24 protein-coding genes are annotated in these 26,564 nt (G+C 72.0%); 7 read left to right on the forward strand and 17 right to left on the reverse strand.

All coding sequences use genetic code 11. The features are described from left to right. Nucleotides 1–210: 210 nt before the first annotated feature. On the forward strand, nucleotides 211–1,281 hold the full coding sequence (locus tag ACIOJE_RS09015; protein ID WP_280677069.1) for a M48 family metallopeptidase: 1,071 nt from the start codon (nucleotides 211–213) through the stop codon (nucleotides 1,279–1,281). Nucleotides 1,282–1,393: 112 nt separating this feature from the next. On the opposite strand, the gene ACIOJE_RS09020 is transcribed toward ACIOJE_RS09015, so the two are convergent. The 5 genes from ACIOJE_RS09020 to proB form a co-directional block, all read right to left on the reverse strand. Then, entirely contained in the window at nucleotides 1,394–2,455 is a 1,062-nt protein-coding gene (locus ACIOJE_RS09020) for a hypothetical protein (protein ID WP_400774501.1), read from the reverse strand. Nucleotides 2,456–2,559: 104 nt separating this feature from the next. Then, nucleotides 2,560–3,144 (reverse strand): hypothetical protein, encoded by a 585-nt coding sequence (locus ACIOJE_RS09025; RefSeq protein WP_400774504.1) that lies wholly within the window; start codon nucleotides 3,142–3,144, stop codon nucleotides 2,560–2,562. 112 nt (nucleotides 3,145–3,256) lie between these two features. Next, on the reverse strand, nucleotides 3,257–4,579 hold the full coding sequence (locus ACIOJE_RS09030) for a glutamate-5-semialdehyde dehydrogenase (protein ID WP_400774507.1): 1,323 nt from the start codon (nucleotides 4,577–4,579) through the stop codon (nucleotides 3,257–3,259). Between the two features lie 70 nt (nucleotides 4,580–4,649). Continuing rightward, nucleotides 4,650–5,174, reverse strand: a complete 525-nt coding sequence (locus tag ACIOJE_RS09035; RefSeq protein WP_280677077.1) for a hypothetical protein — start codon at nucleotides 5,172–5,174, stop codon at nucleotides 4,650–4,652. A 168-nt stretch (nucleotides 5,175–5,342) separates the two neighbouring features. Continuing rightward, nucleotides 5,343–6,479, reverse strand: coding sequence for a glutamate 5-kinase (gene proB / locus ACIOJE_RS09040; protein ID WP_280677079.1), 1,137 nt, complete (start codon nucleotides 6,477–6,479; stop codon nucleotides 5,343–5,345). Nucleotides 6,480–6,789: 310 nt separating this feature from the next. On the opposite strand from proB, the gene ACIOJE_RS09045 reads away from it, so the two are divergent. Then, nucleotides 6,790–7,551 (forward strand): hypothetical protein, encoded by a 762-nt coding sequence (locus tag ACIOJE_RS09045; protein WP_400774510.1) that lies wholly within the window; start codon nucleotides 6,790–6,792, stop codon nucleotides 7,549–7,551. Between the two features lie 99 nt (nucleotides 7,552–7,650). Here the strand turns inward: ACIOJE_RS09045 and obgE are convergent, their stop codons facing one another. The 5 genes from obgE to ACIOJE_RS09070 all read right to left on the reverse strand — a co-directional run bounded on the left by obgE (nucleotide 7,651) and on the right by ACIOJE_RS09070 (nucleotide 14,846). Further along, nucleotides 7,651–9,126, reverse strand: coding sequence for a GTPase ObgE (gene obgE, locus ACIOJE_RS09050; RefSeq protein ID WP_280677083.1), 1,476 nt, complete (start codon nucleotides 9,124–9,126; stop codon nucleotides 7,651–7,653). Nucleotides 9,127–9,226: 100 nt separating this feature from the next. After that, nucleotides 9,227–9,484 (reverse strand): 50S ribosomal protein L27, encoded by a 258-nt coding sequence (gene rpmA / locus ACIOJE_RS09055; RefSeq protein ID WP_280677085.1) that lies wholly within the window; start codon nucleotides 9,482–9,484, stop codon nucleotides 9,227–9,229. Between the two features lie 14 nt (nucleotides 9,485–9,498). Beyond that, nucleotides 9,499–9,816: a 50S ribosomal protein L21 gene (gene rplU, locus ACIOJE_RS09060; protein WP_280677087.1), complete on the reverse strand. Its 318-nt coding sequence runs from the start codon at nucleotides 9,814–9,816 to the stop codon at nucleotides 9,499–9,501. A 230-nt stretch (nucleotides 9,817–10,046) separates the two neighbouring features. Beyond that, the gene (locus ACIOJE_RS09065) at nucleotides 10,047–13,652 is read right to left on the reverse strand and encodes a ribonuclease E/G (RefSeq protein ID WP_400774512.1); all 3,606 of its coding nucleotides are present in this window, start codon (nucleotides 13,650–13,652) and stop codon (nucleotides 10,047–10,049) included. 432 nt (nucleotides 13,653–14,084) lie between these two features. Beyond that, nucleotides 14,085–14,846, reverse strand: a complete 762-nt coding sequence (locus ACIOJE_RS09070) for a TIGR03936 family radical SAM-associated protein (RefSeq protein ID WP_280677091.1) — start codon at nucleotides 14,844–14,846, stop codon at nucleotides 14,085–14,087. Between the two features lie 329 nt (nucleotides 14,847–15,175). Here ACIOJE_RS09070 and ACIOJE_RS09075 point away from each other — a divergent pair, with 329 nt between their 5' ends. Continuing rightward, nucleotides 15,176–16,789, forward strand: a complete 1,614-nt coding sequence (locus ACIOJE_RS09075) for a recombinase family protein (protein ID WP_400774515.1) — start codon at nucleotides 15,176–15,178, stop codon at nucleotides 16,787–16,789. 54 nt (nucleotides 16,790–16,843) lie between these two features. Here the strand turns inward: ACIOJE_RS09075 and ACIOJE_RS09080 are convergent, their stop codons facing one another. The 5 genes from ACIOJE_RS09080 to ACIOJE_RS09100 are packed head-to-tail and all read right to left on the reverse strand — an operon-like array spanning nucleotide 16,844 to nucleotide 20,307. Next, on the reverse strand, nucleotides 16,844–16,999 hold the full coding sequence (locus ACIOJE_RS09080) for a hypothetical protein (RefSeq protein WP_400774518.1): 156 nt from the start codon (nucleotides 16,997–16,999) through the stop codon (nucleotides 16,844–16,846). Beyond that, nucleotides 16,996–18,450: a replication initiator gene (locus ACIOJE_RS09085; RefSeq protein WP_400774521.1), complete on the reverse strand. Its 1,455-nt coding sequence runs from the start codon at nucleotides 18,448–18,450 to the stop codon at nucleotides 16,996–16,998. Before ACIOJE_RS09085 ends, ACIOJE_RS09080 begins: the two co-directional genes overlap by 4 nt. Next, entirely contained in the window at nucleotides 18,447–19,742 is a 1,296-nt protein-coding gene (locus ACIOJE_RS09090; protein ID WP_400774524.1) for an FtsK/SpoIIIE domain-containing protein, read from the reverse strand. The genes ACIOJE_RS09085 and ACIOJE_RS09090 overlap by 4 nt, the downstream gene beginning before the upstream one ends. Next, a complete protein-coding gene (locus ACIOJE_RS09095; RefSeq protein ID WP_400774526.1) occupies nucleotides 19,739–19,945 on the reverse strand; it encodes a hypothetical protein in 207 nt (68 codons plus the stop codon). Before ACIOJE_RS09095 ends, ACIOJE_RS09090 begins: the two co-directional genes overlap by 4 nt. Beyond that, the gene (locus ACIOJE_RS09100) at nucleotides 19,945–20,307 is read right to left on the reverse strand and encodes a hypothetical protein (RefSeq protein ID WP_400774528.1); all 363 of its coding nucleotides are present in this window, start codon (nucleotides 20,305–20,307) and stop codon (nucleotides 19,945–19,947) included. The genes ACIOJE_RS09095 and ACIOJE_RS09100 overlap by 1 nt, the downstream gene beginning before the upstream one ends. Here ACIOJE_RS09100 and ACIOJE_RS09105 point away from each other — a divergent pair. From ACIOJE_RS09105 to ACIOJE_RS09120, 4 genes are all read left to right on the forward strand, one after another. After that, a complete protein-coding gene (locus tag ACIOJE_RS09105; protein WP_400774529.1) occupies nucleotides 20,297–21,289 on the forward strand; it encodes a hypothetical protein in 993 nt (330 codons plus the stop codon). The two genes, ACIOJE_RS09100 and ACIOJE_RS09105, sit on opposite strands and share 11 nt — an antisense overlap. Nucleotides 21,290–21,296: 7 nt before the next feature. Then, entirely contained in the window at nucleotides 21,297–22,028 is a 732-nt protein-coding gene (locus ACIOJE_RS09110) for a creatininase family protein (protein ID WP_280677109.1), read from the forward strand. A gap of 453 nt (nucleotides 22,029–22,481) precedes the next feature. After that, nucleotides 22,482–22,847: a peptidoglycan-binding domain-containing protein gene (locus ACIOJE_RS09115; RefSeq protein WP_280677110.1), complete on the forward strand. Its 366-nt coding sequence runs from the start codon at nucleotides 22,482–22,484 to the stop codon at nucleotides 22,845–22,847. Nucleotides 22,848–23,006: 159 nt separating this feature from the next. Next, nucleotides 23,007–23,219 (forward strand): hypothetical protein, encoded by a 213-nt coding sequence (locus ACIOJE_RS09120; protein WP_400774532.1) that lies wholly within the window; start codon nucleotides 23,007–23,009, stop codon nucleotides 23,217–23,219. A 119-nt stretch (nucleotides 23,220–23,338) separates the two neighbouring features. Here ACIOJE_RS09120 and ACIOJE_RS09125 read toward each other — a convergent pair whose 3' ends face one another. Further along, a complete protein-coding gene (locus ACIOJE_RS09125) occupies nucleotides 23,339–23,701 on the reverse strand; it encodes a hypothetical protein (protein ID WP_400774534.1) in 363 nt (120 codons plus the stop codon). Nucleotides 23,702–24,187: 486 nt separating this feature from the next. After that, complete coding sequence (locus ACIOJE_RS09130) at nucleotides 24,188–26,131, reverse strand: TIGR03960 family B12-binding radical SAM protein (RefSeq protein ID WP_400774537.1); 1,944 nt, start codon at nucleotides 26,129–26,131, stop codon at nucleotides 24,188–24,190. Nucleotides 26,132–26,564 lie beyond the last annotated feature (433 nt).

Here is a 26,564-nt window from a genome sequence, read left to right on the forward strand (position 1 = left end):
TCCGGTCTCGGTTCTCCAGGGCATTCAGGGTAAACCGGCCTCACGCCGGCGCCGCCCACCGGCCCCTGCGGCGTGGCCCGGCCCGCGCGTACGCTGGCCGCGGGGACGAGTACGCAACCACGGACGTTGCCAGAACAGTCGTTGCAGGCGAAGACCAGCGGGGGCCGGCCGCCGAGCCGGGGCCGCCGTCGACCAGGAGGTACTCAGACCATGACCGACCCGATCGCGAAGACCCCGAGCCGTCGGCGCCAGCGCTTCCCCGACATCTCCACCCGCGCCTGGGAACACCCCGCCGACCGTTCCGCGCTGGTCGCCCTGCGCAAGCTGACCGGCTTCGACGAGGTCCTGAAGAAGCTCGCCGGCCTGGTGTCCGAGCGCGCGATCCGACTGATGTTCCTGGCCACCGCCGTGAAGACCTCCGAGCGCCAGTTCCCCGAGCTGAACGACATGGTGCGCGACGCCGCCTACGTGCTCGACCTGGAGCAGGTCCCGGACCTGTACGTCACCCAGGACCCGACGGTCAACGCGTACTGCATCGGCATCGACACCCCGATCATCGTGATCACCAGCGGCTTGGTCGACCTGCTCGACGAGGAGGAGCTGCGCTCGGTCATCGGCCACGAGGTCGGCCACGCGATGTCCGGCCACGCGGTCTACCGGACGATGCTGATGATCCTCACCAACATCGCCACCCGGGTCGCCTGGGTGCCGCTCGGCAACCTGGCGATCATGGCGATCGTCACCGCGCTCAAGGAGTGGTTCCGCAAGGCGGAGCTGTCCAGCGACCGGGCCGGCCTGCTCGCCGGGCAGGACGTCCAGGCGTCCATGCGCGCCCTGATGAAGCTGGCCGGCGGGCACAACCTGGCCGAGCTGAACGTCGACGCCTTCCTGGAGCAGGCCGAGGAGTACGAGAAGGCCGGCGACCTGCGCGACGGCGTGCTCAAGCTGCTCCAGCTGCTGCCGCAGAGCCACCCGTTCGCGGTGGTGCGGGTGGCCCAGCTGAAGAAGTGGGCGGAGAGCGACGAGTACCGCTCGATCCTGGCCGGCGCCTACCCGCGCCGCTCGGACGACCCGGACACCTCGGTCGGCGAGCAGTGGAAGGCCGCCGCCGACCACTACACGACCTCGGTGAAGGAGAGCAAGGACCCGCTGATGGGCCTGATCCGGGACGTGGCCGGCGGCGCGGCGACCGTCGGCGGCAAGCTCCGCGACACCTTCACGGGCGCCGCGCGCAGCGGCCCGTCGAACCGCGACGACCGAACCGACCGCAGCGACGGCTGATCCGCCGCACCTGCGCGCCGACGACGGCCCGGGCGTCCGACCGGACGCCCGGACCGTCCTCCGTCTCCCCCGAGGCTCCGGCCGGGCTCCGGGAATCCCGGCGAGGCGCCCCTCAGCTCCCCGCCAGCACTCCGCACACCTGCCACGCCGGCTGCGCGTGGTTGCCCGGGTCGATCGGCGACGGGGGCGCGACCTGGGTGCCCTGCGGGGTGGCCAGCACCGGCTGGAGGAACCCGGCCATCGAGGTGGTGCAGGGCTCCGGACCGGCCTGGATCACCGAGTCCACCAGCCGCAGCTGCGCCGAGGCGAGGTCGACCCGGTCGAACTGGAAGGTCAGCTGCCGCCGGACGGTCTCCAGGGTGACCGGAGCGCCGGCCGGGGCGCCGGCGGGCTTCAGCGCGTAGACGAAGGTGTGGTCGGTGGTGATCTGCAGCGTGCCGGTGTCCGCCTCGTCGATCCGCATCGCGCCGGTCACCTTCACGGTGTCGGCGGCCAGCGCGACCCGCGCCGGGTCGAAGCGGACCAGCCAGCCGGTCAGCGCGTGGTGCCGGTCGTCGACGGGCTGGGTCACGCTGGCGTCGAACTGGGCCTGCTCACCGGGGGTGACGAAGGCCCGGACGTCGGCGGTGGCGCCCTGGACGAGGGTGGCCGGGGTCAGCGAGGAGGCGACCAGGTAGCGCTGGACGGTATCGAGCGCCTTGGTGACCTCGACCCGGCTGAAGTGCTCGGTGGCGGCCCCGGTCGGGGTGCCCAGTCCGATCGCCCCGTCGCTGTACCCGGTCGGCAGCGCGGCGAACGGATCCGCCGGGTCGGCCACCACCCTGACCGCCGAGGCCGGGCTCAACGCGACCAGGCTGACGGTCAGTTGACTGCCCTCGGGCCGGGCCGACATCCCGGTCGGCGAGCGGACGCCGAAGTACACCGCGGCCCCGAAGGCCAGCAGGATGAGCAGCAGCAGGGCGAGCGCCTGCCGCGGCACGGTGCCCAGCGGACCGAGCCGCACCCGCGGGCGGGTGGCCCGGCCGAAGGACCCGGCCAGCCGCTCCCGGGCGGACAGCTCCTGGATCCGGGCAGCCCGGACGAACGATTCGTCGAACACGACGGACCGGTATTCGTCCTCGTTGCCGGAACCACCGTCGGGCGCACCCTCAGGAGGCTCTCGCGGGTCACCCATGACACCAGGGTAAGGCGCATCCGCGCCCCGCCACGAGGGTGTTCACACAGATTCCCGGGAACGCCCGGCGACCGCCCGCCCCGGCGCGCACCACCCCTACGACGTCACCCCGCGGGTGCGGTGACCACGAGCGAAGGCTCGGCCGGCGCGGGCCTCGGATCGGTCCCGGGGCTGCTGCTGCCGGACTCCGGGCGCCGGGGCGCGCCGGAGGAGCCGCCCACGCCCTGGTAGATCGCCGCGACCGCGACCGCCACCAGGCTCACGCCCATGATCACGGCCAGCACCCACGCCACCGGCCGGTGCCAGCGCTGCTGGGCCACGTACCGCCCGCGCCCGGGCACCGGGTCGTAGCTGCGCCGGCCCCGGCGCCGACCGGGGCGGCCGGTCGCCCGGCCGGGGCCCGACCAGGGATCCGGGTAGAGGCGGTCGTCGTCGAGTCCGCTCGGGTACGGGCGCAGCTCCAGCGGCAGCCCGTCCCCGGGCGTGACGTCATAGCCCCAGCCCGGGCCCGCGGTGTCCGGCTCGAACCTGGCCTCGGCGGCGGCGAGCTGCCGCTCCTTGGCCGTCGGCTCGTGCACGGCGGCGGATCGGACGAAGGCCTCATCGAAGACCACGGTGGCGAACTCGTCGTCCGCACCACCGTGGTCGGCGCCGTCGGGGTACGGCAAGCCCCCCACATCGTCAGCCACGGATTCAGCGTATTACCGGGCGGACGATTTGTCTGTGGCTCATCGCAGTTGGTCCGTCACACGTGTGACGCGCGGCGGTCCGGGCCGCCCCGGCCCGCCGCCCGGGTCCCGCTCAGCGGGCGTCCGCGGCCCCGCCCACGGTCTGCGTCGCCTCGCCGCGCACGTGCCCGTCACCAGTGACGATGTACTTGGTGCTGGTCAGCTCGGGCAGGCCCATCGGGCCACGGGCGTGCAGCTTCTGGGTGGAGATGCCGATCTCCGCGCCGAAGCCGAACTCCCCGCCGTCGGTGAAGCGGGTGGAGGCGTTGACGGCCACCGTGGTCGAGTCGACCAGCCGGGTGAAGCGACGGGCGGCGGCCTGCGAGGTGGTGACGATCGCCTCGGTGTGGCCGGAGGACCAGCGGCGGATGTGCTCGACGGCGGCGTCCAGCGAGGGCACCACGGCCGCGGCCAGGTCGTACGAGAGGTACTCGGCGCCCCAGTCCTCGTCGGTGGCGGGCACCACGGTCGCGGCACCGCCCTCGGCGGCCTTGAGCACCGCGTCGTCGCCGTGCACGGTCACCCCGGCCTCGGCGAGCGCGGCCAGCGCGAGCGGCAGGAAGGCGTCCGCGACGTCCTGGTGGACCAGCAGCGTCTCGGCGGCGTTGCAGACGCTGACCCGCTGCGCCTTGGAGTTCAGCAGGATGCCGACGGCCATCGCCAGGTCGGTCTGCGCGTCCACGTAGACGTGGCAGTTGCCGGTGCCGGTCTCGATCACCGGCACGGTCGAGCCCTCGACCACGGTGCGGATCAGCGAGGCGCCGCCGCGCGGGATCAGCACGTCGACCAGGCCGCGGGCGCGCATCAGCTCCTGGACGGAGTCCCGGCTCTCGCCCGGGACGAGCTGGACGGCGTCGGCGGGCAGCCCGGCCTCGGCGACGGCGTCCCGCAGGACGGCGACCAGCGCGGTGTTGGAGCGGTAGGCGGAGGCGGAGCCGCGCAGCAGCACCGCGTTGCCGGACTTGAGGCAGAGCGCGGCGGCGTCCACCGTGACGTTCGGCCGGGCCTCGTAGATGATGCCGACCACGCCGAGCGGCACCCGCACCTGGCGCACGTCCAGGCCGTTGGGCAGCGTGTAGCCGCGCAGCACCTCGCCGACCGGGTCGGGCAGGCCGACGACGTCGCGCACGTCGGACGCGATCGCGGCGATCCGCTCGTCGTCGAGGCGCAGCCGGTCGATCACCGACTCGGCGGTGCCGGCCTCGCGGGCCCGGGCCACGTCCTCGGCGTTGGCGGCGGTGATCTCGGCACTGCGGGCCACCAGGGCGTCCGCGATCGCCAGCAGCGCGGCGTCCTTCGCCTTACGCGGCAGCGGGGCGAGCGCGGCGGCCGCCTCCCGGGCTCGGCGCGCTACGGCGAGGACGGGGCTGTCGGCGGTGGCGAGGTCGCTGGTCATGCGCCAAGGGTAGCGACTGCGCCGAGCCCGCCGAGCGGCCATTTCGCCCGGTGAGACGGCGTCCGGACGCTCAGTACGGGTGCACCCCGCCCAGGTGCGGCGGCGGATCGCCGAAGCCCTCCGCCACCCGTTTGTGGTACGTCGCCCGGTCGACCACCTCCAGGCCGACGATCTCCCACGGCGGCAGGTTCGCGGTGACCTTGTGCTCGCCCCACAGCCGCAGCGCGATCGCCGCCGCGTCGTGCAGGTCCCGGGCCTGCTCCCAGTACCGGATCTCGGCGTGGTCGGCGGCGTAGCGGGCGGTGAGGAAGAACGAGTGGTCGTGCGCCAGCCGCTCCAGCGAGGCGCGCAGCGAGGACAGCGGGGTGACCTGCCCGGACACGCTCAGCACCACGTGCCAGAGCCGGGCCTGCTCGGGCACGGTGGGCGGCTCCCCCGCGTCGGCACGCCGCGGCCGCAGCCCGCGCACCCCGCCGGGCCCCTGCGGCGGCGGACCGGCCGGCTCGGCGGGGCCGTCCCCGCGGCCGCCGTCGATGCTGGTCAGCCGCCGGCCCGCCGTCCCTGCGGTCAGCGCTGCCTCGCGCCTGCGTTCCACCGGCGGCCTCCTGTTCGGCGATGTCGTGTCGTCCCCCACACCGGCCCCGCCGGCCCGCGGCCGACCGGTACGGCTGCGCCCCTCCTCGCCCGCGGCCGGGCCTCTCCCCGTACGCAGCGGTCCACCGACCGCACTCCGCCGACGGGCCGGCACCGGCACACCGGCCGGTCAGCCGCGCAGAACGACCAGGTCGTCGCGGTGGACGACCTCACGCTCGTACGCGGCGCCGAACTCCTGGGCCAGGTCGCGGGTGGACCGGCCGAGCAGGCGGGGCAACTCCCTCGCATCAAAGTTGACCAGTCCGCGCGCCACGATGTGGCCGTTTTCGGCAAGAAGGTCCACCGGATCACCCGCGGTGAACTCCCCGTCGACCTTGGTGACCCCGGCGGGCAGCAGCGAGGCGCCGCCGGAGACGACGGCCGTGACGGCGCCCGCGTCCAGGTGCAGGGCGCCGCGCGGGCTGCTCGCGTGGGCCAGCCAGAGCATCCGGTCGGAGGTGCGGCTGCCGGTGCGCAGGAAGAGGGTGCCGGTGGGCCGGCCGGCCAGCGCGTCGGCGGCCTGGCTGGCGGCGGTGAGCACCACCGGGATGCCCGCGCCGGTGGCGATCCGGGCCGCCTCGACCTTGGTGACCATGCCGCCGGTGCCGACGCCGGCCTTGCCCGCGCTGCCGATCTCGACGCCGTCGAGGTCGTGTGGGCCGCTCACCCGGTCGATCCGGCTGCTGCCGGGGCGGGCCGGGTCGCCGTCGTAGAGGCCGTCCACGTCGGAGAGCAGCACGAGCAGGTCGGCCCGGACCAGGTGGGCGACCAGCGCGGCCAGCCGGTCGTTGTCCCCGAACTTGATTTCGGCGGTGGCGACGGTGTCGTTCTCGTTGACGATCGGCATCGCCCCCATCGCCAGCAGCTGGTCGAGGGTGCGGTAGGCGTTGCGGTAGTGGGCGCGCCGGCTGGCGTCCTCGGCGGTGAGCAGCACCTGGCCGACCCGGATGCCGTACCGGGCGAAGGAGGCGGTGTAGCGGGCGACCAGCAGGCCCTGGCCGACGCTGGCGGCGGCCTGCTGGCGGGCCAGGTCCTTGGGCCGCCGGTCCAGGCCGAGCGGGGCGAGCCCGGCGGCGATGGCGCCGGAGGAGACGAGGACGACCTCGGGCGCCTCCGGGCGGCTGCGTGCTTTGGCGAGCGCGTCCACCAGGGCGTCGACCCGGTCGGCGTCCAGGCCGCCGGCCGCCGTGGTGAGCGAGGAGGAGCCGACCTTGACGACGATCCGCCGCGCGGTCAGCACCTCCTCGCGCAGTGAGTCCTCGCTCATCTCGCTGTACGCCCTTCCGGTGTGGTGCGGGTGCGGCGGGCCCGGCCCGGGGCCGCCACCCCCGAAATCTACGCGATCCGCGCAGGTCGCCCGCAGGGTGTTTCACCGGCTGGACCCGCCCTGGTCACGGCGTCGCCACAGCCCGGCCGCCAACCCGGATGGCTGGTATGGTCCCTGACCGCAAGCCAGATCGGGGGACGGCTTCTTGCCCGCTGAACCCATTCGTCTTCGACGTTCCTGTCATCGGGGCGGCGCCGCACTGGGCAGGCCGGCAACGGTTCGCGGCCGCGCGCCCGGGAGAAAGCGCACCATGCGTTCGTACACAACCAAGCTGACCGTCGCCGCCCTGGCGGCGGCCACCGCCCTGTCGCTCGCGGCCTGCGGTCCGGACAACACGGACACCCCGGCCGGGGCGGGCGGCGCCACCGGCGCGGCGCCGGCGCCGACCACCGCCGCCTCCGGGGCCGCGACCGGCGGTTCGGCCACGGGCGGTGCGGCGACCGGCGGTTCGACCGCGGCCCCGACCAGCGCGGCCCCCGGGGCCGGGACGGCCGGTGCCACGGGCGGTGCCGGGACGGCCGGCGCGGCGGGCGGTGGTGCGGGCGGCGCCGTGCCCGCGGCCGCCACCGCGGTGAAGGTCGGCCGGCCCGCGACCGTGGACTTCGCCGACAAGACCTCCAAGGTCGCCACCAAGCTGGAGATCACCGTCACCGGTGTCGAGGCCGGCTCGCTCCAGGAGCTGACCGCCGCGAAGGTCCCCACCACCGGTTTGGAGGGCCGCACCCCGATGTACGTGAGCTACACCATCAAGAACCTCGGGGACGCCAGCCTCTCCTTCACCGCCCCGGACTCGAAGTTCGTCGTCTTCGACAACACCGGCCAGAAGGGCCTGAACGTCATGAACGCCGCCAACCCGCTGCCCAAGTGCACGGGGGCGAAGTTCCAGGGCGTCACGAAGGGCGTCGAGGCCAAGGGCTGCATCATCATCGCCACCACCGGCACCGCCCCGGTCGCGGTCGGCTACACCGACCTCACCGACCTGCTGAAGCTCCAGGCCTCCTGGACGAAGTGACGTCCCGTCGGCCGTGAGCACGCGAGCGGCCCCCGCCACCTCGAAGGGTGGCGGGGGCCGCTCGTGCCGGTAGGCCCGGGGGCCCGGGGGCCCGTCCGATCAGTCCTCGTCGTCGCCCTCGATGGAGGCCTGACGGCCGCTGGAGAGCGCCTCGAAGGCGAGGAACTCGGCCTCGGCCGCGTCCTTGCCCTTCTGCTTCTCGCGGCGGCGGTCGACCGCCGGGCGCGGGTTCTCGAAGCGGTGGTCCTCACCGCGACGGCCGAGCATCTCGGCGCCGGCGGCCATGGTCGGCTCCCAGTCGAAGACGACGGCGTTCTCGTCCGGGCCGATGATGACGGTGTCGCCCTCGTGCGCCCCGACCTTCCACAGCTTGTCCTCGACGCCGAGGCGGGCCAGCCGGTCGGCGAGGTAGCCGACGGCCTCGTCGTTGGAGAAGTCGGTCTGGCGGACCCAGCGCTCCGGCTTGGTGCCGCGGATGCGGAAGGCGCCGTCCTCCTCGGTGATGGTGAAGCCGGCGTCGTCAACGGCCTTGGGGCGCAGCACGATCCGGGTCGACTCCTCGACCGGCTTGGCCGCGCGCGCCTCGGCGACGATCTGCGCCAGCGCGAAGCTCAGCTCGCGCAGGCCCTTGCGGGAGGCCGCGGAGACCTCGAACACCCGGTAGCCGCGCTCCTCCAGGGACTCCCGGGTGAGGTCGGCGATGTCCTGGCCGTCCGGCACGTCCACCTTGTTGAGCGCGACCAGGCGCGGGCGCTCGTCCAGGCCGCCGTACTCGGCCAGCTCGGCCTCGATGGTCTCCAGGTCGGTCAGCGGGTCGCGGCCGGGCTCCAGGGTGGCGCAGTCCAGCACGTGCACCAGCACCGAGCAGCGCTCGACGTGCCGCAGGAACTCCAGGCCGAGGCCGCGGCCCTGGCTGGCGCCGGGGATCAGGCCGGGCACGTCGGCGATGGTGTAGACGGTGTCGCCCGCGGTGACCACGCCGAGGTTGGGGATCAGGGTGGTGAACGGGTAGTCCGCGATCTTCGGCTTGGCCGCGGAGAGCACCGAGATCAGCGAGGACTTGCCGGCGCTCGGGTAGCCCACCAGGGCCACGTCGGCGACGGACTTGAGCTCCATGACGATGTCCCGGGCCTCGCCGGGCTCGCCGAGCAGCGCGAAGCCGGGCGCCTTGCGGCGGGCCGAGGCCAGCGCCGCGTTGCCGAGGCCGCCGCGGCCGCCCTGGGCGGCGACGAAGCTGGTGCCGTGCCCGACCAGGTCGGCCAGCACGTTGCCCTGCCTGTCCAGCACCACGGTGCCGTCCGGCACCAGCAGGACGAGGTCCTCGCCGTCCGCGCCGGTGCGGTGGCCGCCCGCGCCGGGCTTGCCGTTGGTGGCCTTGCGCTTGGGCGAGTGGTGGTACTCGAGCAGGGTGGTGATCTGCGCGTCGACGGTGAGGATGACGCTGCCGCCCTCCCCGCCGTTGCCGCCGTCCGGGCCGCCGAGCGGCTTGAACTTCTCCCGGTGCACGGAGGCGCAGCCGTGGCCCCCGTTACCCGCGGCGACGTGAAGTTCGACGCGGTCCACGAAGGTGGTCATGGTGTGCCTCCAGTGTGCGAAAGTCTGCTTCTACCTGCGTAAAGCGCGAAGGGTGGACCGGATCATCCCGGCCCACCCTTCACTGTGAGTCTGGTGTGACTCAGGCCTCGACGGCCACGATGTTGACGACCTTGCGGCCGCGGCGGGTGCCGAACTGCACCGCACCGGCGTTCAGCGCGAACAGCGTGTCGTCGCCACCGCGACCGACGCCCGCACCCGGGTGGAAGTGGGTGCCGCGCTGGCGGACGAGGATCTCGCCGGCGGAGACGACCTGGCCGCCGAAGCGCTTCACGCCGAGGCGCTGGGCGTTCGAGTCACGGCCGTTACGGGTAGAGCTTGCGCCCTTCTTGTGTGCCATATCTCGCTATCCCCTTACTTGCTGACCGAGTCGATGCTGGTGATGCGCACCGCGGTGTGCTTCTGACGGTGACCCTGGCGACGGCGGTAGCCGGTCTTGTTCTTGTAGCGCAGGATGACGATCTTGTCACCCTTGGTCTGGTCGACCACCTCGGCGTGAGCCTTCACGCCGGCCAGGACCCACGGGTCCGAGGTGACGGCCTCGCCGTCGACGATCAGGATGGTCGAGAGCTCGACCGAGTCACCCGGCTTGGCCTCGATACGGTCGATCTCCAGCACGTCGCCGACGGCGACCTTGTGCTGGCGGCCGCCTGCGCGAACGATCGCGTACATGCGGTACCTGCTTTCCTTACTCGGTCTGAACCCCCGACGCCAGCCACCTGGGTACGGACACAGGGGCCTCTCCCCGCCCGTGCCGCGCGAACGCGGCGCCTCGGGAAGGTGATGTGCTCGGGAGCGTGGCGTAGACACGCCAGTGGTCAAGAATACGGACCGGCCGCCCCGGGGGCAAACCGGCCCGTACGGCCCGGGGCGGGAGAAGTCCCGCCCCGGGCGCGTGGGCACTACTCGGCCGCCGTATCACCTTCGGCGGCCGCCGCCTTCTTGGCCGCCGCGCTCGTCCGCTTGGTCGCGGTCTTGCGGGCGGTGGTCTTCTTGGCCGCCGTGGTCGTCTTCTTGGCGGCGGTCTTCTTCGCGGCGGTCTTGCGGGCGGCCCGCTTCTTGGGCGCCGGGGCCTCCTCCGCGGCCGGCTCCTCGGCCTCGGCGGCCGGGGTCCCGGTCGCCGCGGCCTCCTCCGCCGGAGCCTCGACGGCCTCCGGGGCGGCGGCCTCGACGACCACGGCCTCCTCGACCGCCACCGGCTCGGCCGGCGCCTCGGTGGCGGCCTCCACGGCCTCCACGGCCTCGGGGGCCACGGCGGCCGGGGCGGCGGCCTCCAGGGCCGCCTCCAGGGCCGCGTCGGCCCGCGCCTGCAGCACCACGATCTCGGCCTCGCCCGGCACGCCGGCCGGAGCCGTCGCCTTGCGCACCGCGCGGCGGCGGGTGCGGCCGGCCGGAGCCGCCGGGGCGGCCGGGATCTCGACCAGGTCCGCCGGGGCGGCCGGGGCCTCCTCCGCGGCCGGCTCCTCGGCACCCGGGACCTCCAGGGCCAGCTGGCCCTCGATCTCCTCGCGCACCGGCTCGGCCGGCAGCTCGACGACGGCCTCGGCCACCTCGACCTCGACGGCCTGCGGCTCCTCCTGGACCGCCCCGCCCTTGCCCCGGCGACGGCGCTTGCCGCCGCCCGAGGCCGCCTCGGCCGACACGGCCGGGGCGTGGACGTGGGCGCTCGGCTGCTCCATGTGGACGATCACGCCGCGGCCGTTGCAGTGCACGCACGACTCGGAGAAGGACTCCAGCAGGCCCTGGCCGACCCGCTTGCGGGTCATCTGGACCAGGCCCAGCGAGGTGACCTCGGCCACCTGGTGCTTGGTCCGGTCCCGTCCCAGGCACTCCAGCAGGCGGCGCAGCACCAGGTCCCGGTTGGACTCCAGCACCATGTCGATGAAGTCGATCACGATGATGCCGCCGAGGTCGCGCAGCCGCAGCTGGCGCACGATCTCCTCGGCCGCCTCGATGTTGTTGCGGGTGACCGTCTCCTCCAGGTTGCCGCCCTGGCCGACGAACTTCCCGGTGTTGACGTCGATGACGACCATCGCCTCGGTGCGGTCGATCACCAGCGAACCGCCGCTGGGCAGCCAGACCTTGCGGTCCAGCGCCTTCATCAGCTGCTCGTCGATCCGGTAGGTGGCGAACACGTCCACCTCGGAGGTCCACCGCTGGAGCCGCTCGGCGAGGTCCGGGGCCACGTTGGAGACGTAGTCGTGGATGGTGCTCCACGCCTCGTCGCCGGAGACGATGACCTTGGTGAAGTCCTCGTTGAAGATGTCGCGGACGACCCGGACGGTCATGTCCGGCTCGCCGTACAGCAGCGCGGGGGCGTTGCCGGTCGCGGCCTTCTTCTGGATGTCCTCCCACTGCTGCTGCAGCCGCTGGACGTCGCGGGTCAGCTCCTCCTCGGAGGCGCCCTCGGCGGCGGTGCGCACGATGACGCCCGCGTCGTCCGGGACGATCTTCTTGAGGATCTGCTTCAGCCGGGCACGCTCGTTCTCGGGGAGCTTGCGCGAGATGCCGGTCATCGAGCCCTCGGGCACGTACACCAGGTAGCGGCCGGGCAGCGAGATCTGGCTGGTCAGACGGGCGCCCTTGTGGCCGATCGGGTCCTTGGAGACCTGCACCAGCACGGACTGGCCGGACTTCAGCACCGACTCGATCCGGCGCGGGCCGCCGTGGCCGCCCAGCGCACCGAAGTTGACCTCGCCGGCGTACAGCACGGCGTTGCGGCCCTTGCCGATGTCGACGAAGGCGGCCTCCATCGACGGCAGCACGTTCTGGACCTTGCCCAGGTAGACGTTGCCGACGTACGAGGTGGCCTGCTCCTTGTTGACGTAGTGCTCGACCAGCACGCCGTCCTCCAGGACGCCGATCTGGGTCCGCTGGCCGTTCTGGCGCACCACCATGACGCGCTCGACCGACTCGCGGCGGGCCAGGAACTCGGCCTCGGTGATGATCGGCACCCGGCGGCGGCCCAGCTCGCGGCCCTCGCGGCGGCGCTGCTTCTTCGCCTCCAGGCGGGTCGAGCCCTTGATGGACTGCACCTCGTCCGGGTCGAAGGACGGCTCGGTGGAACGGCGGCGCGGCTCGCGCACCTTCACCACCGTGCGGACGCCGTCCTCGGTGGTCTCGGCGACCTCGACGGCGCCGGCCTCACCGCTGCGGCGGCGACGGCGACGACGGCGACGGGACGAGGACAGACCGGCGGCCAGGTCGTCGTCCTCCTCGCCCTCCTCCTCGACGTCCGCGGCCGACTCCTCGGCGGCGGGCTGCCCGGTCTCGACGACCTCGGCCTCGAACTCCTCGGCCTCGCCACGGCGACGGCGACGGCCACCCCGGCGGCGACGGCGCGACGGACGGCCGTCGTCCTCCCACTCGCCCTCGGTCTCCGGACCGGCGACGGGGGCCTCGACGGCGGGCGCCTCGACCGGGGCCTCGGCGGCCTTCTCGACGACCTTGGCCTTCTGGACGACCGCGGCCTTCTCGACGGCCTTCTCGGCCGACTTGGCCTTCTCCGCGGCCTTGGCCTTCTCGGCGGCCTTCGAACGGCTCGGCGGCTGCACCCGCACCGAGGTGCGCACCCGGCGGCGGCGGCCGACGCCGCTGTACTCGAACTCGTCCTCCTCGCGCTCGGCGGCCGGGGCCTCGACCGGCGCCGACGCCGGCGCGGCCGCGGTCGCGGGCTGCTGCTGCGCGGCGGGCGCGACGAAGGGGGCCGGCTCCTGGAACACCGGGGCCTGGAAGATCGCGGTGGACGGGCGGACCGCACGGCGGCGCACCCGGTGGGTCGGCTCGGCGGCCGGCTCGGGCCGGACGACCGGCTCGGGCTGGACGGCCACGGCCTCCTCGACCGGCTCCTCCTCGGCGGGCTCCTCGACGGCCGGCTCCTCGACCGGGGCCTCGACGACCGGCGCGGCCTCGACCACGCGGCGACGACGGGCCCGGCGGGCCGGAGCCGCGGGGGCCTCCTCGGCGACCGGCTCGGCGGCGGGGGCCTCGACGGCGGGCGCCGCGACGGCCGGCTCAGCGGCCGGGACCTCAGCGGCGGCCGGCGCCCCGGCGGGGGCCTCGGCGCGCTTGCGGGTGCGGCGGGCCCGAACCGGCTTCTCCGCCTTCTCGTCCTTCTCGGCGGCCGGCTCAGCGGCCTTCTCGACCGTCTCCTCGGTCGCCTTCTCGGCCGTCTTCTCGACGGCGGGCGCCTCGGCGGCCACGCTCGGGGTCGCCTCCGGCGCCCCGGCGGGGGCCTCGGCGCGCTTGCGGGTGCGGCGGGCCCGAACCGGCTTCTCGGCCGCCGGAGCCGCCTCCGGGGCGACGGCCGGAGCAGTCTCCGCCGTCGGCGCCTCGGCCGGGATGACCGTCTCGGCCGTCTCGGCGGCCGCGCCCTGCGGGGTGCCCGCCGGGCGGGACACCGCACGGCGACGGCGACGCGGCGGCGCGGACGCGCCCTCGCCGCCGTTCGCGGCGTTCTCGTTCTGTTCCGTTGCCGCGTTCTGCTGCGGATCGGTGTTATCGAGCATGCGGGTGGATCTCCCGTCAGGCCCCCGGGCTCCACATCCGGGCACGGCACGGCACCGGTGGCCGACCGGCATCGCGACGATGCTCGGCCCGGACCCTTTCACGGTGCCGCCGCGCGGACGCGAGGCCGCACAGGGGCTCGTAGTCTCGCTCGGCGCCCCACGCTCAGCGGGGTGTCGAAAAGTCTTCTGGTCTGACCAGTCTTCTGAGGTTTTCCCAAGCTGCGCCGTTCCCCAACCCCGGGTGGCTCCCGGACGGGGTTCCCGGGCCCACCGACCGTCCTGGTCGGCGGGCCTCAGGTGGCCGGCCTGTGCTGCGACGACGCTCGCTCCCCTGGGGAGCCGCGGGAACCTGGAGGACCGTCGGGTCCAGTGAGGCACTGGACCCGGCCTCCGCCCGTCAGGCGGACGCGGCCCCGCGAACCCTGGCGGCGGTCAGCCGGCCGGGGCCGCGGCGCGGTCGAGCGCCAGCGGGTCGGTCACCGTGCCGGTCCCCTCGTCGAGCGGCCCCTGCGCCAGCCTGGTCACCTCTGCGGGGACCGGCGGCGCCAGGTCGGCCGTCGCACGGAGACCGGACAATACGTCGTCGGGTCGTACGGCGGGTGTGGCGTGTCGTACTACCAGGCGCAGTATCGCACAGGGACGGCCGGTCCGAACATCGCGGTCCGCTTCGACCACCGTGTCCGCACCGCCGTCGACCTGCGGCGGGAGAACGTCGAGCGCCGCCACCGCACCGCGCGCGTCGAATACCCGCACGCCGTTCTTGGTCAGGCGTTCCACCTCCACCCGCTCCGCGGCGAGGAACACCGCGACCGCGCGGGCCGCCTCCTGCGGCTCGACACCGTCCAGCCGGACCAGCCACTCGGAGGCTTCCAGGCGCTCCACGAAGTTCGGCGTCCGGACCTCGACCGCGTCGATCACGTCCAGGCCGGTCGGCAGCGACCCGTCCAGCTGCGCCCGCAGCTCCTCGGGGTCGCGGAGAGCGGCCAGGCCGATCTCCAGGTACTCCGCCTCGCTCGCCACCCCGGTCGGGGCCGCGTTGGCGTAGGACACCTTCGGGTGCGGAGTGAAGCCGGCCGAATAGGCCATCGGCACGGCGGACCGGCGAAGAGCGCGCTCGAAGGCGCGCTGGAAGTCGCGGTGGCTGGTGAAGCGGAGCCGGCCGCGCTTCGTGTAGCGGAGACGGATCCGCTGCACCGTGGGCGCGGGCGGCGGACCGTCGGGCGTACGGCGTGCCAGGGTCGCTCAGTCCTTAGTCAGTTGTCCCCGTCCGGCGCGGCGGCTGCCGCCGCTGTCCGGACTCTGTCACCTCAAAGGGTACGCGCCCCGCCACCCCCCTCGTTCCGCCCCTGGTCAGCCGCACACCGACGACCCCCGGCCGGAACGGGTCCGACCGGGGGTCGCGGCGCGCGAAAGGACTACTTGTTGACGACGCTCAGCGGCAGCAACTTCTTGCCGGCTGGATCTGGAGGTCCATCTGCGGCTAAATGGCGACAGGTCTAAAACTGTCGACAGGGGTCACCGGCATGGCGAAGCGCACCCGCACAGCACGCAGCGCGCAACAGAAGGCGTACACGGTCGAAGCCGAGTGGACCGCCGCGGATCTGGCCCTGTTGGAAGAGCTGAAGAGAGCCGAGGCCGCACTTCCGGCGGACGCGCCCCGGGCGCTGCTCTCCGTCCGGCTGTCCGTGCTGACGGAGGACACCACCTCCCCCGTCCGCCAGGAGCTCGACCTTCGCCGCGAGGCCCTGAGCCGGGGCTGCCGCGTCGTCGGCGTCGCCAGCGACCTCAACGTCTCCGCGACGAAGGTGCCGCCGTGGAAGCGGAAGCAGCTGGGCGACTGGCTGAACAACCGGGCGCCGGAGTTCGACGTCCTCCTGTTCTGGAAGCTCGACCGCTTCATCCGTCGGCTCTCCGACCTGAACGCGATGATCGACTGGGCGCTGAAGTACGGGAAGAACCTGGTCTCCAAGCACGACTCGATCGACCTGACCACCGTGGTCGGCGAGATCATGGTCACGCTGATCGGCGGCATCGCGGAGATCGAGGCCACCAACACGAGCACGCGCGTCGCGAGCCTCTGGGACTACGCCAAGACCCAGTCCGCCTGGATCGTCGGCAAGCCGGCTTTCGGCTACACCACGGCCGAGGACGAGGACGGGAACGTCGTCCTTGTTATAGAGGCCGACGCCCACAAGGCCCTGCACTGGTGCCGGCGCCTGGCCCGCCGCGGCGTGTCCGCCCGCCGCATGGTCACGCTGCTCAAGCGCGCCGGTCTCGCCAGCGACGGCCTCACCCCCACCACCCTCCGCCGCCAACTGCGCAACCCGGCGCTGATGGGCTACCGCGTCGAGGAGGACAAGACGGGCGGCGTCCGCCGGTCCAAGCTCGTCCTGGACAAGAACGGGAAGCCCATCAGGGTCGCCGAGGCGATCTTCGAGGACGACGAGTTCTACGAGTTCCAGGCCGACCTCGACAAGCGCAGCAAGAACCAGCCTCAGCGGCAGCCGGGCAGCGCTACGAAGTTCCTCGGCGTCTTCATCTGCGCCGACTGCAAGACGAACATGACCGTGCAGAGGAACCGCGTCAAAGACCGGATGTACGCGTACCTGCGGTGCCAGGGATGCAAGGCCGGAGGCCTGGGCTCCCCCAACCCTGATGCGATCAACGCCAAGCTCGTCAGTGACGTGCTGTCCGTCCTCGGCGACGAGCCTGTACAGGTCCGGGAGTACGCGCGAGGCGCCGAGGCCCGCGCGAAGGTGGCCCAGCTTGAAGAGTCCGTCGCCTATTACATGAAGGAACTTGAGCCCGGCGGCCGGTTCTCGAAGACCCGATTCACCCGCGAGCAGGCTGAGGAGACCCTGGACAAACTGATCGCTGAGCTCGGGGAGATCGACCCCGCGACCACGGAAGACCGGTGGGTGAACGTGGCCAACGGCAAGACGTTCCGACAGACCTGGGAGGAAGGCGGCATCGAGGCCATGTCGGCCGACCTCCTGAGGGTGGGCGTCCGCTGCGAGGTCACCCGCACCAAAATCAAGGGCCAGCGCGCACCCGAGGTGAAGCTGAGGCTCATGATCCCCAAGGACTACCGGGACCGCCTGGTCATCAAGGAAGACCACTTCGCCGGAAAGCTCTGAACAGACAAGGAGACGTGCGACAGCCCCCGACATCAGAGCCGGGGGCTGTCGTCGTCAGTGCCGCGTCGGGTCGTAGGGCTCCTTGTTGCCTTCGTCGTCCACGATGACGATCTCGCTCCTGATGACCGGCGCGCGCGCTTGCTCCGACGCCCGCTCGGCAGAGCTTCCCGCCAGAGGGGTCGTGCCCGGCGTGGCGGGACGAACCGTCACGGCACTTCCCGGCGCCGGCCAGAGAGCCCCGCGGCGTCGCGGGCCACCTCACGGTTGGTCGTAAGGTCCTCCGCGATACCCGCAGCGATGAGCGCTTCCCCCGGACTGTGGCCGGACCCGACGAAGCGCCATGCGGCGTCGACCGTCGTCCCGGTGTCCCAGTCGGCGTACAGGTCCCGGCCGGCGGCGACGGCGCGGGCGTGTTCGGCACGGGCGGCACGGAGTTGGCCGTAGGTGGTGGAGTAGGCGCGGGTCTTGGTGAGGCAGTGGCCGCGGTATCCGAGCATGTGGGCCCAGGTGCGCAGGCGTAGGTGGCGCAGTTCGGGCAGGCCCCCGAGGCGCCAGGCGGTGGCGATGAGGGCCCTGACGTGCGGGTTGACGCGCAGCGTCCGTATCTCTGCCAGCGACGTGATGCGGCGGTCGGCGGCACCGGCGGTTTCGGCGCTCTTGCTGGTGTATTTGGCGACGTAGGCGGCTACCGCGTCGTCCGTGAGCCGTCCGCCGTCCCCGTTGGTGAGGGGATGCGCGTCGAGCTGAGTACCAAAGCTGAGCCGTCCGCCGCTGTAAGCCTCCGAGTCGGGGCACGGCAGCGCGACGGCGGAAGCCGCGGAGTGGACCGTCTCCAGGAGGAGGTCCGGGGTGGCCCAGGGCGGGGGCGGCGATGTGGGTCCGTCGGGCCCGTCGAAGCGGATGACGGCGTGGAAGTGGACGGCGCCGCGCTTCTGGTACTCGGCGACCTTGGTGGCCGAGACCCGAACCAGGGTGCGCACCTGCGTCCGGCCTACGCCAGCCCCTGCGGCGATGTGGTGGTAGAGGTTGTCGCGGAAGGCCTTCCATAACGCCGGGGCCATGACGTTCCACAGGATGTGGCCGGGGTAGTCGTAGCAGTCGGCGCAGAGCGGCTGTCCGATGAGCGGGTCCGTGTCGGGGTGGGTTCGGCCGCAGCCGTGGTGGCCGCCGTGTTCGCAGCGTCGGCGCCGGGCGGGGTGGCAGTCGTCGGCGCGGTGGACCGGGCCGAACGAAGGCGCGGTCAGGGTGACGAACAGACGCGGGTGCGTCCGCACGGTGTCGGGGACGCCCTTGCCGCCGATGAGGCCGGAGCGGACCACGTGGAAGGTGTCGCCGCTGTGCTCGCGGGAGCAGGGTGCGCAGCGGGTGGCCCGGCGGTTGCGGCAGCGGACCGGGAGCCGGCCGCCGGGTTCGGTGCCGGTCGAGTAGTGGCGCAGGACCTCGCCGGTCTCGGCGTCGAGGGTGGTGGTGCTGCCGGTGAGGTAGATCGGTTGGGCGCAGCCGCCGGTGGCGCGGATCTGGTCGAGCCAGCGGTTGAGGTCCGACATCTCGCCGAGGCGGACCAAGTCGCGATCGATGAACGGTAGTTGGCGCAGCCGCGCCTCCCGGTCGAGGAGGGCGCGGCGTGCGGTGGGGTCGGTGTAGGGGTTGTTACGAGTCATGGCGGGTGTCTCCAGGGCCAGGGGTCGCCGGGCCCCGGCCGAGCCATGTGTGCGGTGGCTCGGCCGGGGGGACGAGCCTGGTCGGGAGTGACGTGGATGGAGCGGGCCCGGGTCCACCGACCGTCGGTGTCGGCGGTGATCGCGACGCCCTGCTCGGCGAGGGTGATCCGTTGCGCAGCCTCCAAGGCGTCCTTGTTGAGGTCGCCGAGCGCCATCTCCGCCGTCCCCGCGTCGCTCACCCGGTGGCAGACCCGGCCGGCCAACTGCGCCCGCAGGGCCGCGACCCCGGGGCCGAGGTCCGAGCCGACGCGTTGCCCCGCGATAATCAGGTGGACTCCGAGGGCCGCACCGAGCTGGGACAGGCGCAGGAGGTTCGTGGAGATCTCGCCGACCTCTGCCTTGTCCTCCCGCGTGGCTATCAGGTACAGCTCCGCGACCTCGTCGACGATCAGGACGACAGGCAGCACCCGGGCCTTGGCGGGCAGGTCCCAGATCGACCGGGCCCCGACCGATCGGCACAACTGCATCCGCGCCTCAGTCTCAGCGACCAGTTCGGCCAGGAGCCTCGCCGCCTCGGCCCGGGTGGACGCCAGCGCCGACAAGCGGTCCTCGAACAGCGAGAGCTCAATGCCGCCCTTGAGGTCGATGCCGAACAGGGCGACCCGCTGCGGGGCAAGTTCCTTCACCAGGGAGGCGATCAGGGTGGACTTGCCCGAGCGGGTCGCGCCGACGATCAGCCAGTGCGGCGCGCGCCGGAAGTCGATCACCCAGGCCCGGCCGTCCTCCAGCAGCCCAACCACCGCCCGCAACACGCGCTGCTTCAACTGGTACGGCACGACCGGCGCCCACAGCGGGTCCCAGGCCAGAGCCGACAGGGTCACGAACCCGCGCTCGTCCGAGAACAGCCGGACCGCGTGAACCCGCCAGGCGTGCGTCAGCGCCTCCACGGCGGACAGGAAGTGGTCCGGCACCTGCCCCGGGTGCATCCGCACCGCCACGTCCAGGCCACCACGCCGCAGCTTCGGCACGCCCAGGCGGGGCGGAACCGGCTTGAGGGGATCACCCCTCACCACCAGGTCGCCGAGCAACGCCCGCCCGGGACGCTTGGCCACCGCGAGGCCGAGGTTCGTTGTCAGCCGACGCCAGGTGAGCCGGACCCGGATCACGGTGACCGGGTAGCCGAGCACGCACCACCAGATGTAGGGGTAGCTGCGCCGCAGCCCCGGGGCCGTGGCGAGCAGGATGAGCACCGTGGCCAGCAGTGCCACCCAGAGGAGCTGGGCGAGGATCACGGCCGGCCCCCGTTCTTCATCGCGGTGTTGTGGGCCTCGGTCTCCAGATCACGGGCCTGGCCGGCGGCCTTGGCGGCGAGGGTCGCGATCTGGTCGAACAGCTGCGCGCCGCTGCTGTCGGCGGCGAACGGGTTGACCTCGTCGGCCAGGTCACCGAGCTCACACAGCAGACGCCGGAGCCGCGCGCGGGTGACGGTGCTCATCAGGCATCACCACCCTTAGGCGAGGCCGACGCGGGAGCGGGGACGGGGACGGGGACGGGGGTGATCGTGTCAGCGCGGAAGGACAGGCCGTGCCGGTCCCCCATCGCCCACGAGAAGGCGGTCAGGCCGGTGACGTGCACCCGCACGCCCTCCACGACGCCGACCGGTTCGCCGGACGCGCTGATCTCGATGATCGAGGCCCGCCGGCCGTCCTGCCGCACCGCGACACCGACCGTGTACACGGTCTGCCCCTCACGGTCCTTCCTCACCTCCCCGGTCTCACGGTTCGCGATCCGCACCTCCGGGGCGACGATGCAGGTCATCGTGCCCAGCCGGGTTCCGTCCACGGGAATGGACTGCATGAGCGCACCGACACAGCCTCGATGCCACGCTCCGGCGCCGACCGCCGGCAGCCAGGACCTCCGTGCGCCGATCGACCCGGAGTTCCTCGTCGCCCACCTGCGCACGGTCATGCCCAGCCACTGCAAGGCCGCCAACCTGCTCGGCTCCCGTCATGCGCTCGACGCGGTGACCCGACACGTCGAACTGCTCGACCGCCTCCAGCAGAGCACGGGCGGCCGTGCCCGGGACGAACTCCTGACGATCGGCGCCCGCACCGCCGAGTTCCTGGGCTGGCTGAACCAGGACCTGGGGGACTTCAACGAGGCCCTCTATTGGTCAGACCGCGCTATGGAATGGGCCCAAGAGAGCGGCGACGACGTCATGGCCGCTTACGTGCTCTTCCGGAAGAGCAACCAGGCCACCGCCCAGCGCAATGCCCAGAAGGCCGTGAGTCTCGCCCGAGCCGCCCAACGTTCGGTCGGCGCCACGCGCCGTATCCGCGCTCTGGCCGCACAGCAGGAGGCCCCGGGCCATGCCCTCATGGGCAACCCGCGCTTCGCCGAGGCAAAGTTCGACGAGGCCCACGAACTCGCCGCCGTACCGGACGACTCTCACGCGGACGAGGCGCTGGATCTGGCGTACTGCACGCCGACCTACATCGAGATGCAGCGTGCGAACTGCCTGATCGACTTCGGCGACCCGCGCACCGCCGTGGGCATGTTCGAGGCGGAACTCCGATCCCTGCCGCCGATCTACCGCAACGACCAGGGCGTGTACCTCTCACGGCTTGCACGCGCCTACGCCGTGTCCGGCGAGCCGGAACAGGCCGCCGCCGCAGCCGGCCGAGCCCTCTCGATCGCCATCGACACCGAGTCCGCCCGGACGATGTCCGAGCTGTCCGCAGCCGGAAAGGCCCTTCAGCGCTGGCACGCTATACCCGAAGTAGCCATGTTCACCGGTCGTTTGACCCTGATGAGCACGGCGAACCCTCTCGACCGCTGACGACCTGATGAGAGAGGCTGGGCCCACGGACGCACTGATCACGGCCGCCACCTCCGCAGACGAACGCCGGCGCGGCGCCAAGGTCGCCGTGCTGCCAGTCGGCAGCTTCGAGCAGCACGGCGACCACTTGCCGCTCACCACGGACACCGTCGTCGCCAGCCTGATCGCCCAGCGGATCGCCGCCGACTACGACCTGTTCCTCCTGCCGCCCATCACGCTGTCCTGTTCCCACGAGCACGCCCACATGCCGGGCACCGTCAGCATCAGCGCCGCGACGCTCTACGCCGTGATCAACGACACATGGAAGTCCCTCCAGGCGTCCGGGGTCCCCGGCCTCCTGATCGTGAACGGCCACGGCGGCAACTACGTCCTCTCGAACGTCGTCCAGGAGGCCAACACCGACAGCCCGCGCGTCGCCCTCTTTCCCGTTCGGGAGGACTGGCACCAGGCCCGCGAAGCGGCCGCCCTGGAGAGCTCAGGTGCCGAGGACATGCACGGCGGCGAGTTGGAAGTGTCCCTGCTCCTCCACGGCGCTCCCCACCTCGTCCGCGACGGCATCGAGGGCGACGACCACGACGCCCCGGAGCGTCCCCACCTCCTGACCCTGGGCATGGCCGGCTACACCGAGAACGGCATCATCGGCCGCCCGTCACTCGGTACGGCCGAGAAGGGCAAAGCCATCCTGGAGAGCCTGTCCAAGTCGGCCGCCGCACACCTGTCACTCATGGGGAGTAGCTGAGAACAACCGGGTATCGCTCGGAAGTGGATACCGAGGCCACGCGGGCACCCGATGAGCTAGCCAGGACTTGCCTCGCGAGCCATCGTCTCCCCCGGGCTCTCGTGCCAACGAGCAGTTGGCTTCGAGCGTACGCAGCGAGTACATAACCGGACTAGACATCGGCCGGACCCAGTGAAAATCAAAATGCGGCCATCCGTGCAGTCCTGCACATTCGGACCATGGCGGGGGTCATCGTGCTCCTTGAGCTGGACCAGGCCCAGGCAGGCTTTGTGGGACGTCTCAACTGAGGTGGCTAGCCATGTCTCAAATCCCAGGTCAGCGCCGTGAGACGCTGTAACTGACTGCTGGCGGAAGCTCCCTGACTACTTTTCGACACCTGCCCCTAGTAGGGTCAGCCCACGTCGGAGTCACCTTCGGCGTGATCTTGTGGTGCAAATTTTTCAGGAGGTTCAGATGAAGTCGTCACTCCGCGGCGGAATAGTGGCCGCATGCGCTGCCGCACTACTGGTGGCGGGCACCTCGTCAGCGAGTGCCAAGCCGGGGGTTCCCTACATCCAATATGGCGACAGCGGCCCGGCGGTTAAGTGCGTTCAGTTGCTGTATAACAACTGGAAGGTCCGAATAGATGGCCCGACAATTAACATCCTGAACCCCGACGGGGTCTTCGGAAACGACACCCTCAGCAAGATCAAGGACTACCAGAGCAGGATCGGGTCAACTCCCGATGGAATTGTCGGACCGGACACCGGATCCTCGCTCCAGCAGTGGCAGGATGGCAACACGGCTTACTGCTGGAACTACGTACCGACCTACGTGTGACCATGCCCGCTCTGGGTGACGCGACGGCGGCCACATAGCCGGCTCTGCTGATTGGTCCCAGGACACATTGAAGGGCCAGGCCATCCGGCTTGGCCCTTTTCCGCCTTGAGAGTCAGGGCCCAACGTGCATGGAACGCCGCCGTGCCGCACCACCGAAGCATGGCAGAGATCATGATCCTCTACGAGCTCGACCAGGCCCAGGCAGAGAGCCCGGAGGGCGACGAGTCCGCGGTGCTCCTGGTGCACGCCGCCGGCCGGGACCCCGAGGTCCGAGGGCCCTGGACTCTCCGCGGGGAGGACACCGGTCCCATGGGGCACTCCCATGACCGGCCGGAGAGGCCCGGCGCCGTCCGGCCTGCGAGGACGTCCTGAGGAGGCTCTGAGGGACCCTCGGGCCGCGGAGGTGCCCCGCCAGCCGTAGGGGCCTGGCCGGGCAGTTTGCTTTACTACCGAATGCCTTCTCGGTGCTTATCGAATCAGCCCGGGCAGCCTCACCCGCATACCTCCCCCTCCGAAGGAAATGCAGCAGCGTGGTAGTGAGTTGTCTCGGGCTTCAGCGTCGGCAGGACTGTTGCGCCCTCGGCGTCGCCTCCCCAGTGTTCGGACGCCAGTGCGCGGTGCTCCTCATGGCCGATCCAAGCCTCCACGATGCCCTGGACGGAAGCGTCGTTGGCGTCGCCCTTCCACCCGGACGCGGCGGTGTTGGCGTAGTGACACGTCGAGCACACCCAGGCAACCGACGTGCTAGCCGAACCGGGTGCCGCGCTCTCCGTGCCCGTGTTTGCAAGCGCCACACCAGTGCCCAAGCTGAACAGCGCGGCTGCTGCCACGCCGACTACCACACGCTTGATCACGATGGACCTCCAGTACCTCGAAGGGGTCAGTGCTCCGAGTCCACCAGGCGCGTGTAGACGTTCGATCAACGTGCTTTTGCTGAGGCGCTGAGAGGCACCGAACCTGCACGGTCCGGCCTGCGAGGACAATCCTGAGGTGGTTGTGAGCGTCAGGGATGCGACGATGTGGCCCCAGGAGCGCCACGCAGAAGCCCCCTAGCGACGCCAGAGGGCTTCTGTCGATCTCCGCCTCGGAAAGGCCTGAGAGAGCCCTAGGGGGGCCTCCTGTGACTTCTCAGACCCACTCGATCGAGGACTCGATGCCCGGGGCACTCCGGGCGGCGGGCAGAGGGGTCCTCTGGCCGCCTTGCCGGGCCTCCCTGTGGTGGGCGGGGGCGCCCGGGGCGCGCATCATGCCGAGCGCGCCCAGAACGAACTCCCGCTCACCCTTCGGAAGGCCGTGAAGGAAGTCACACAGCTCGCTGACCGTGTCACCCATGCTTCGGGCTATTTCTGCTGGCCAGCGGCGTTGACGACCGTCAGCGGAAGCATCTTCTTGCCCGTCGGGCCGATTTGTATGGCCGTGTCCATCTGCGGGCACACGCCGCAGTCGAAGCACGGCGTCCAGCGGCAGTCGTCGACCTCGACCTCCTCCAGGGCGTCCTGCCAGTCCTCCCAGAGCCAGTCCTTGTCGAGGCCGCTGTCCAGGTGGTCCCAGGGCAGCACCTCCTCGTAGGTGCGCTCGCGGGTGGTGTACCAGTCGACGTCGACGCCGGTGCCGGCCAGGCCCTTCTCGGCGGAGGCCATCCAGCGGTCGTAGGAGAAGTGCTCGCGCCAGCCGTCGAAGCGGCCGCCGTCCTCGTAGACGGCGCGGATGACGGCGCCGATGCGGCGGTCGCCGCGCGACAGCAGGCCCTCGACGATGCCGGGCTTGCCGTCGTGGTAGCGGTAGCCGATGTTCTTGCCGTACTTGCGGTCGCCGCGGATCGAGTCGCGCAGCTTGGCCAGGCGGGCGTCGGTGGCCTCAGCGGACAGCTGCGGGGCCCACTGGAACGGGGTGTGCGGCTTGGGCACGAACCCGCCGATGGAGACGGTGCAGCGGATGTCGTTCTGGCCGGTGACCTCGCGGCCCTTCTGGATGACGTTCTTCGCCATCTCGCCGATCTGGAGCACGTCCTCGTCGGTCTCGGTGGGCAGGCCGCACATGAAGTACAGCTTCACCTGGCGCCAGCCGTTGCCGTAGGCGGTGGCGACGGTGCGGATCAGGTCCTCCTCCGACACCATCTTGTTGATCACCTTGCGCATCCGCTCACTGCCGCCCTCTGGGGCGAAGGTGAGGCCCGAGCGGCGGCCGTTGCGGGACAGCTCGTTGGCGAGGTCGATGTTGAAGGCGTCGACGCGGGTGGACGGCAGCGACAGGCCGATCTTGTCGTCGCTGTAGCGGTCGGCCAGGCCCTTGGCGATGTCGCCGATCTCGGTGTGGTCGGCGCTGGACAGCGAGAGCAGGCCCACCTCCTCGAAGCCGGTCGCCTTCAGCCCGCGCTCGACCATCTCGCCGATGCCGGTGATGCTTCGCTCCCGCACGGGGCGCGTGATCATGCCGGCCTGGCAGAAGCGGCAGCCGCGGGTGCAGCCGCGGAAGATCTCCACGGACATCCGCTCGTGCACCGTCTCCGCGAGCGGGACGAGCGGCTGCTTCGGGTAGGGCCACTCGTCGAGGTCCATCACGGTGTGCTTGGACACCCGCCACGGCACGCCCGGGGCGTTCGGCACGACGCGGCCGATCCGGCCGTCGGCCAGGTACTCCACGTCGTAGAACTTCGGCACGTACACCCCGCCGGTGCGGGCCAGGCGCAGCAGCAGCTCGTCGCGCCCGCCCGGGCGGCCCTCGGCCTTCCAGCCGCGGACGAGCCCGGTGATGTCGAGCACGGCCTGCTCGCCGTCACCGACCACCGCGCAGTCGATGAAGTCCGCGATCGGCTCGGGGTTGAACGCGGCGTGGCCGCCGGCCAGGACGATCGGGTCCTCGTCGGTGCGGTCCTTGGCCTCCAGCGGGATGCCGGCCAGGTCGAGCGCGGTCAGCATGTTGGTGTAGCCGAGCTCGGTGGAGAACGACAGGCCGAACACGTCGAAGGCCTTCACCGGGCGGTGCGCGTCCACGGTGAACTGCGGGACGTCGTGCTCGCGCATCAACGCCTCGAGGTCCGGCCAGACGCTGTAGGTGCGCTCGGCCAGCACGCCCTCGCGCTCGTTGAGCACCTCGTAGAGGATCATGACGCCCTGGTTGGGCAGGCCGACCTCGTAGGCGTCGGGGTACATCAGCGCCCAACGGACGTCGCAGGCGTCCCAGTCCTTGACGGTCGAGTTGAGCTCGCCGCCGACGTACTGGATCGGCTTCTGGACGTGCGGGAGGAGGGCCTCCAGGCGTGGGAAGACCGATTCGACAGTCATGTACTAGGAACCCTTACGACGTGATTCGGTGCCGCGCGCATCGGCAGGCGACGGCGGGGAGGGGTGACCCTCAAGGGTAGCCCAATCCGGGGAACGGCCCGCTGGCTCACCCCCGGGCACGCCCCCGCCCGGCCCGGACGCCCGGCCGTGCTCCGGCGCGGCGGGCCCCGGTCCCGGCCGCCCCGGCACGCGCAGCGCGCGCCCGCCGCCCGACGCCGTCCGCCGTTGACATGTCCGGACGGCCCGTGCGGTACTGACAGGGCTCCGCCAGAGACCTCTGCACCCCTTCCGGACAGGGGAGTTGAGCCGTACGCTCGACCCTCGCCGACTCCCCGGCGACCCCCCTCCCCGGCGCTCAGGGCCCGTCCCCGGCCCCGCCGACCGCGTCCGGCGGCGCACCCGCACGCCCCGACGGCCTGGCAGCCGGGCAGCC

Origin of the sequence: Kitasatospora sp. NPDC087861 (assembly GCF_044742585.1) — a bacterium.
In the GTDB taxonomy this organism is placed as follows: Bacteria; Actinomycetota; Actinomycetes; order Streptomycetales; family Streptomycetaceae; genus Kitasatospora.

Excerpts from the sequence above, each read along its gene's own strand:
- ACIOJE_RS09110 (WP_280677109.1), top strand. The coding sequence starts at position 21,297 with ATGAGAGAGGCTGGGCCCACGGACGCACTGATCACGGCCGCCACCTCC.
- ACIOJE_RS09105 (WP_400774529.1), top strand. The coding sequence starts at position 20,297 with ATGGACTGCATGAGCGCACCGACACAGCCTCGATGCCACGCTCCGGCG.
- rplU (WP_280677087.1), bottom strand. The coding sequence starts at position 9,816 with ATGTACGCGATCGTTCGCGCAGGCGGCCGCCAGCACAAGGTCGCCGTC.
- ACIOJE_RS09085 (WP_400774521.1), bottom strand. The coding sequence starts at position 18,450 with ATGACTCGTAACAACCCCTACACCGACCCCACCGCACGCCGCGCCCTC.
- ACIOJE_RS09045 (WP_400774510.1), top strand. The coding sequence starts at position 6,790 with ATGCGTTCGTACACAACCAAGCTGACCGTCGCCGCCCTGGCGGCGGCC.
- ACIOJE_RS09075 (WP_400774515.1), top strand. The coding sequence starts at position 15,176 with ATGGCGAAGCGCACCCGCACAGCACGCAGCGCGCAACAGAAGGCGTAC.
- obgE (WP_280677083.1), bottom strand. The coding sequence starts at position 9,126 with ATGACCACCTTCGTGGACCGCGTCGAACTTCACGTCGCCGCGGGTAAC.
- proB (WP_280677079.1), bottom strand. The coding sequence starts at position 6,479 with ATGAGCGAGGACTCACTGCGCGAGGAGGTGCTGACCGCGCGGCGGATC.
- ACIOJE_RS09095 (WP_400774526.1), bottom strand. The coding sequence starts at position 19,945 with ATGAGCACCGTCACCCGCGCGCGGCTCCGGCGTCTGCTGTGTGAGCTC.
- ACIOJE_RS09065 (WP_400774512.1), bottom strand. The coding sequence starts at position 13,652 with ATGCTCGATAACACCGATCCGCAGCAGAACGCGGCAACGGAACAGAAC.
- ACIOJE_RS09100 (WP_400774528.1), bottom strand. The coding sequence starts at position 20,307 with ATGCAGTCCATTCCCGTGGACGGAACCCGGCTGGGCACGATGACCTGC.
- rpmA (WP_280677085.1), bottom strand. The coding sequence starts at position 9,484 with ATGGCACACAAGAAGGGCGCAAGCTCTACCCGTAACGGCCGTGACTCG.
- ACIOJE_RS09015 (WP_280677069.1), top strand. The coding sequence starts at position 211 with ATGACCGACCCGATCGCGAAGACCCCGAGCCGTCGGCGCCAGCGCTTC.
- ACIOJE_RS09030 (WP_400774507.1), bottom strand. The coding sequence starts at position 4,579 with ATGACCAGCGACCTCGCCACCGCCGACAGCCCCGTCCTCGCCGTAGCG.
- ACIOJE_RS09130 (WP_400774537.1), bottom strand. The coding sequence starts at position 26,131 with ATGACTGTCGAATCGGTCTTCCCACGCCTGGAGGCCCTCCTCCCGCAC.
- ACIOJE_RS09020 (WP_400774501.1), bottom strand. The coding sequence starts at position 2,455 with ATGGGTGACCCGCGAGAGCCTCCTGAGGGTGCGCCCGACGGTGGTTCC.
- ACIOJE_RS09115 (WP_280677110.1), top strand. The coding sequence starts at position 22,482 with ATGAAGTCGTCACTCCGCGGCGGAATAGTGGCCGCATGCGCTGCCGCA.
- ACIOJE_RS09120 (WP_400774532.1), top strand. The coding sequence starts at position 23,007 with ATGGCAGAGATCATGATCCTCTACGAGCTCGACCAGGCCCAGGCAGAG.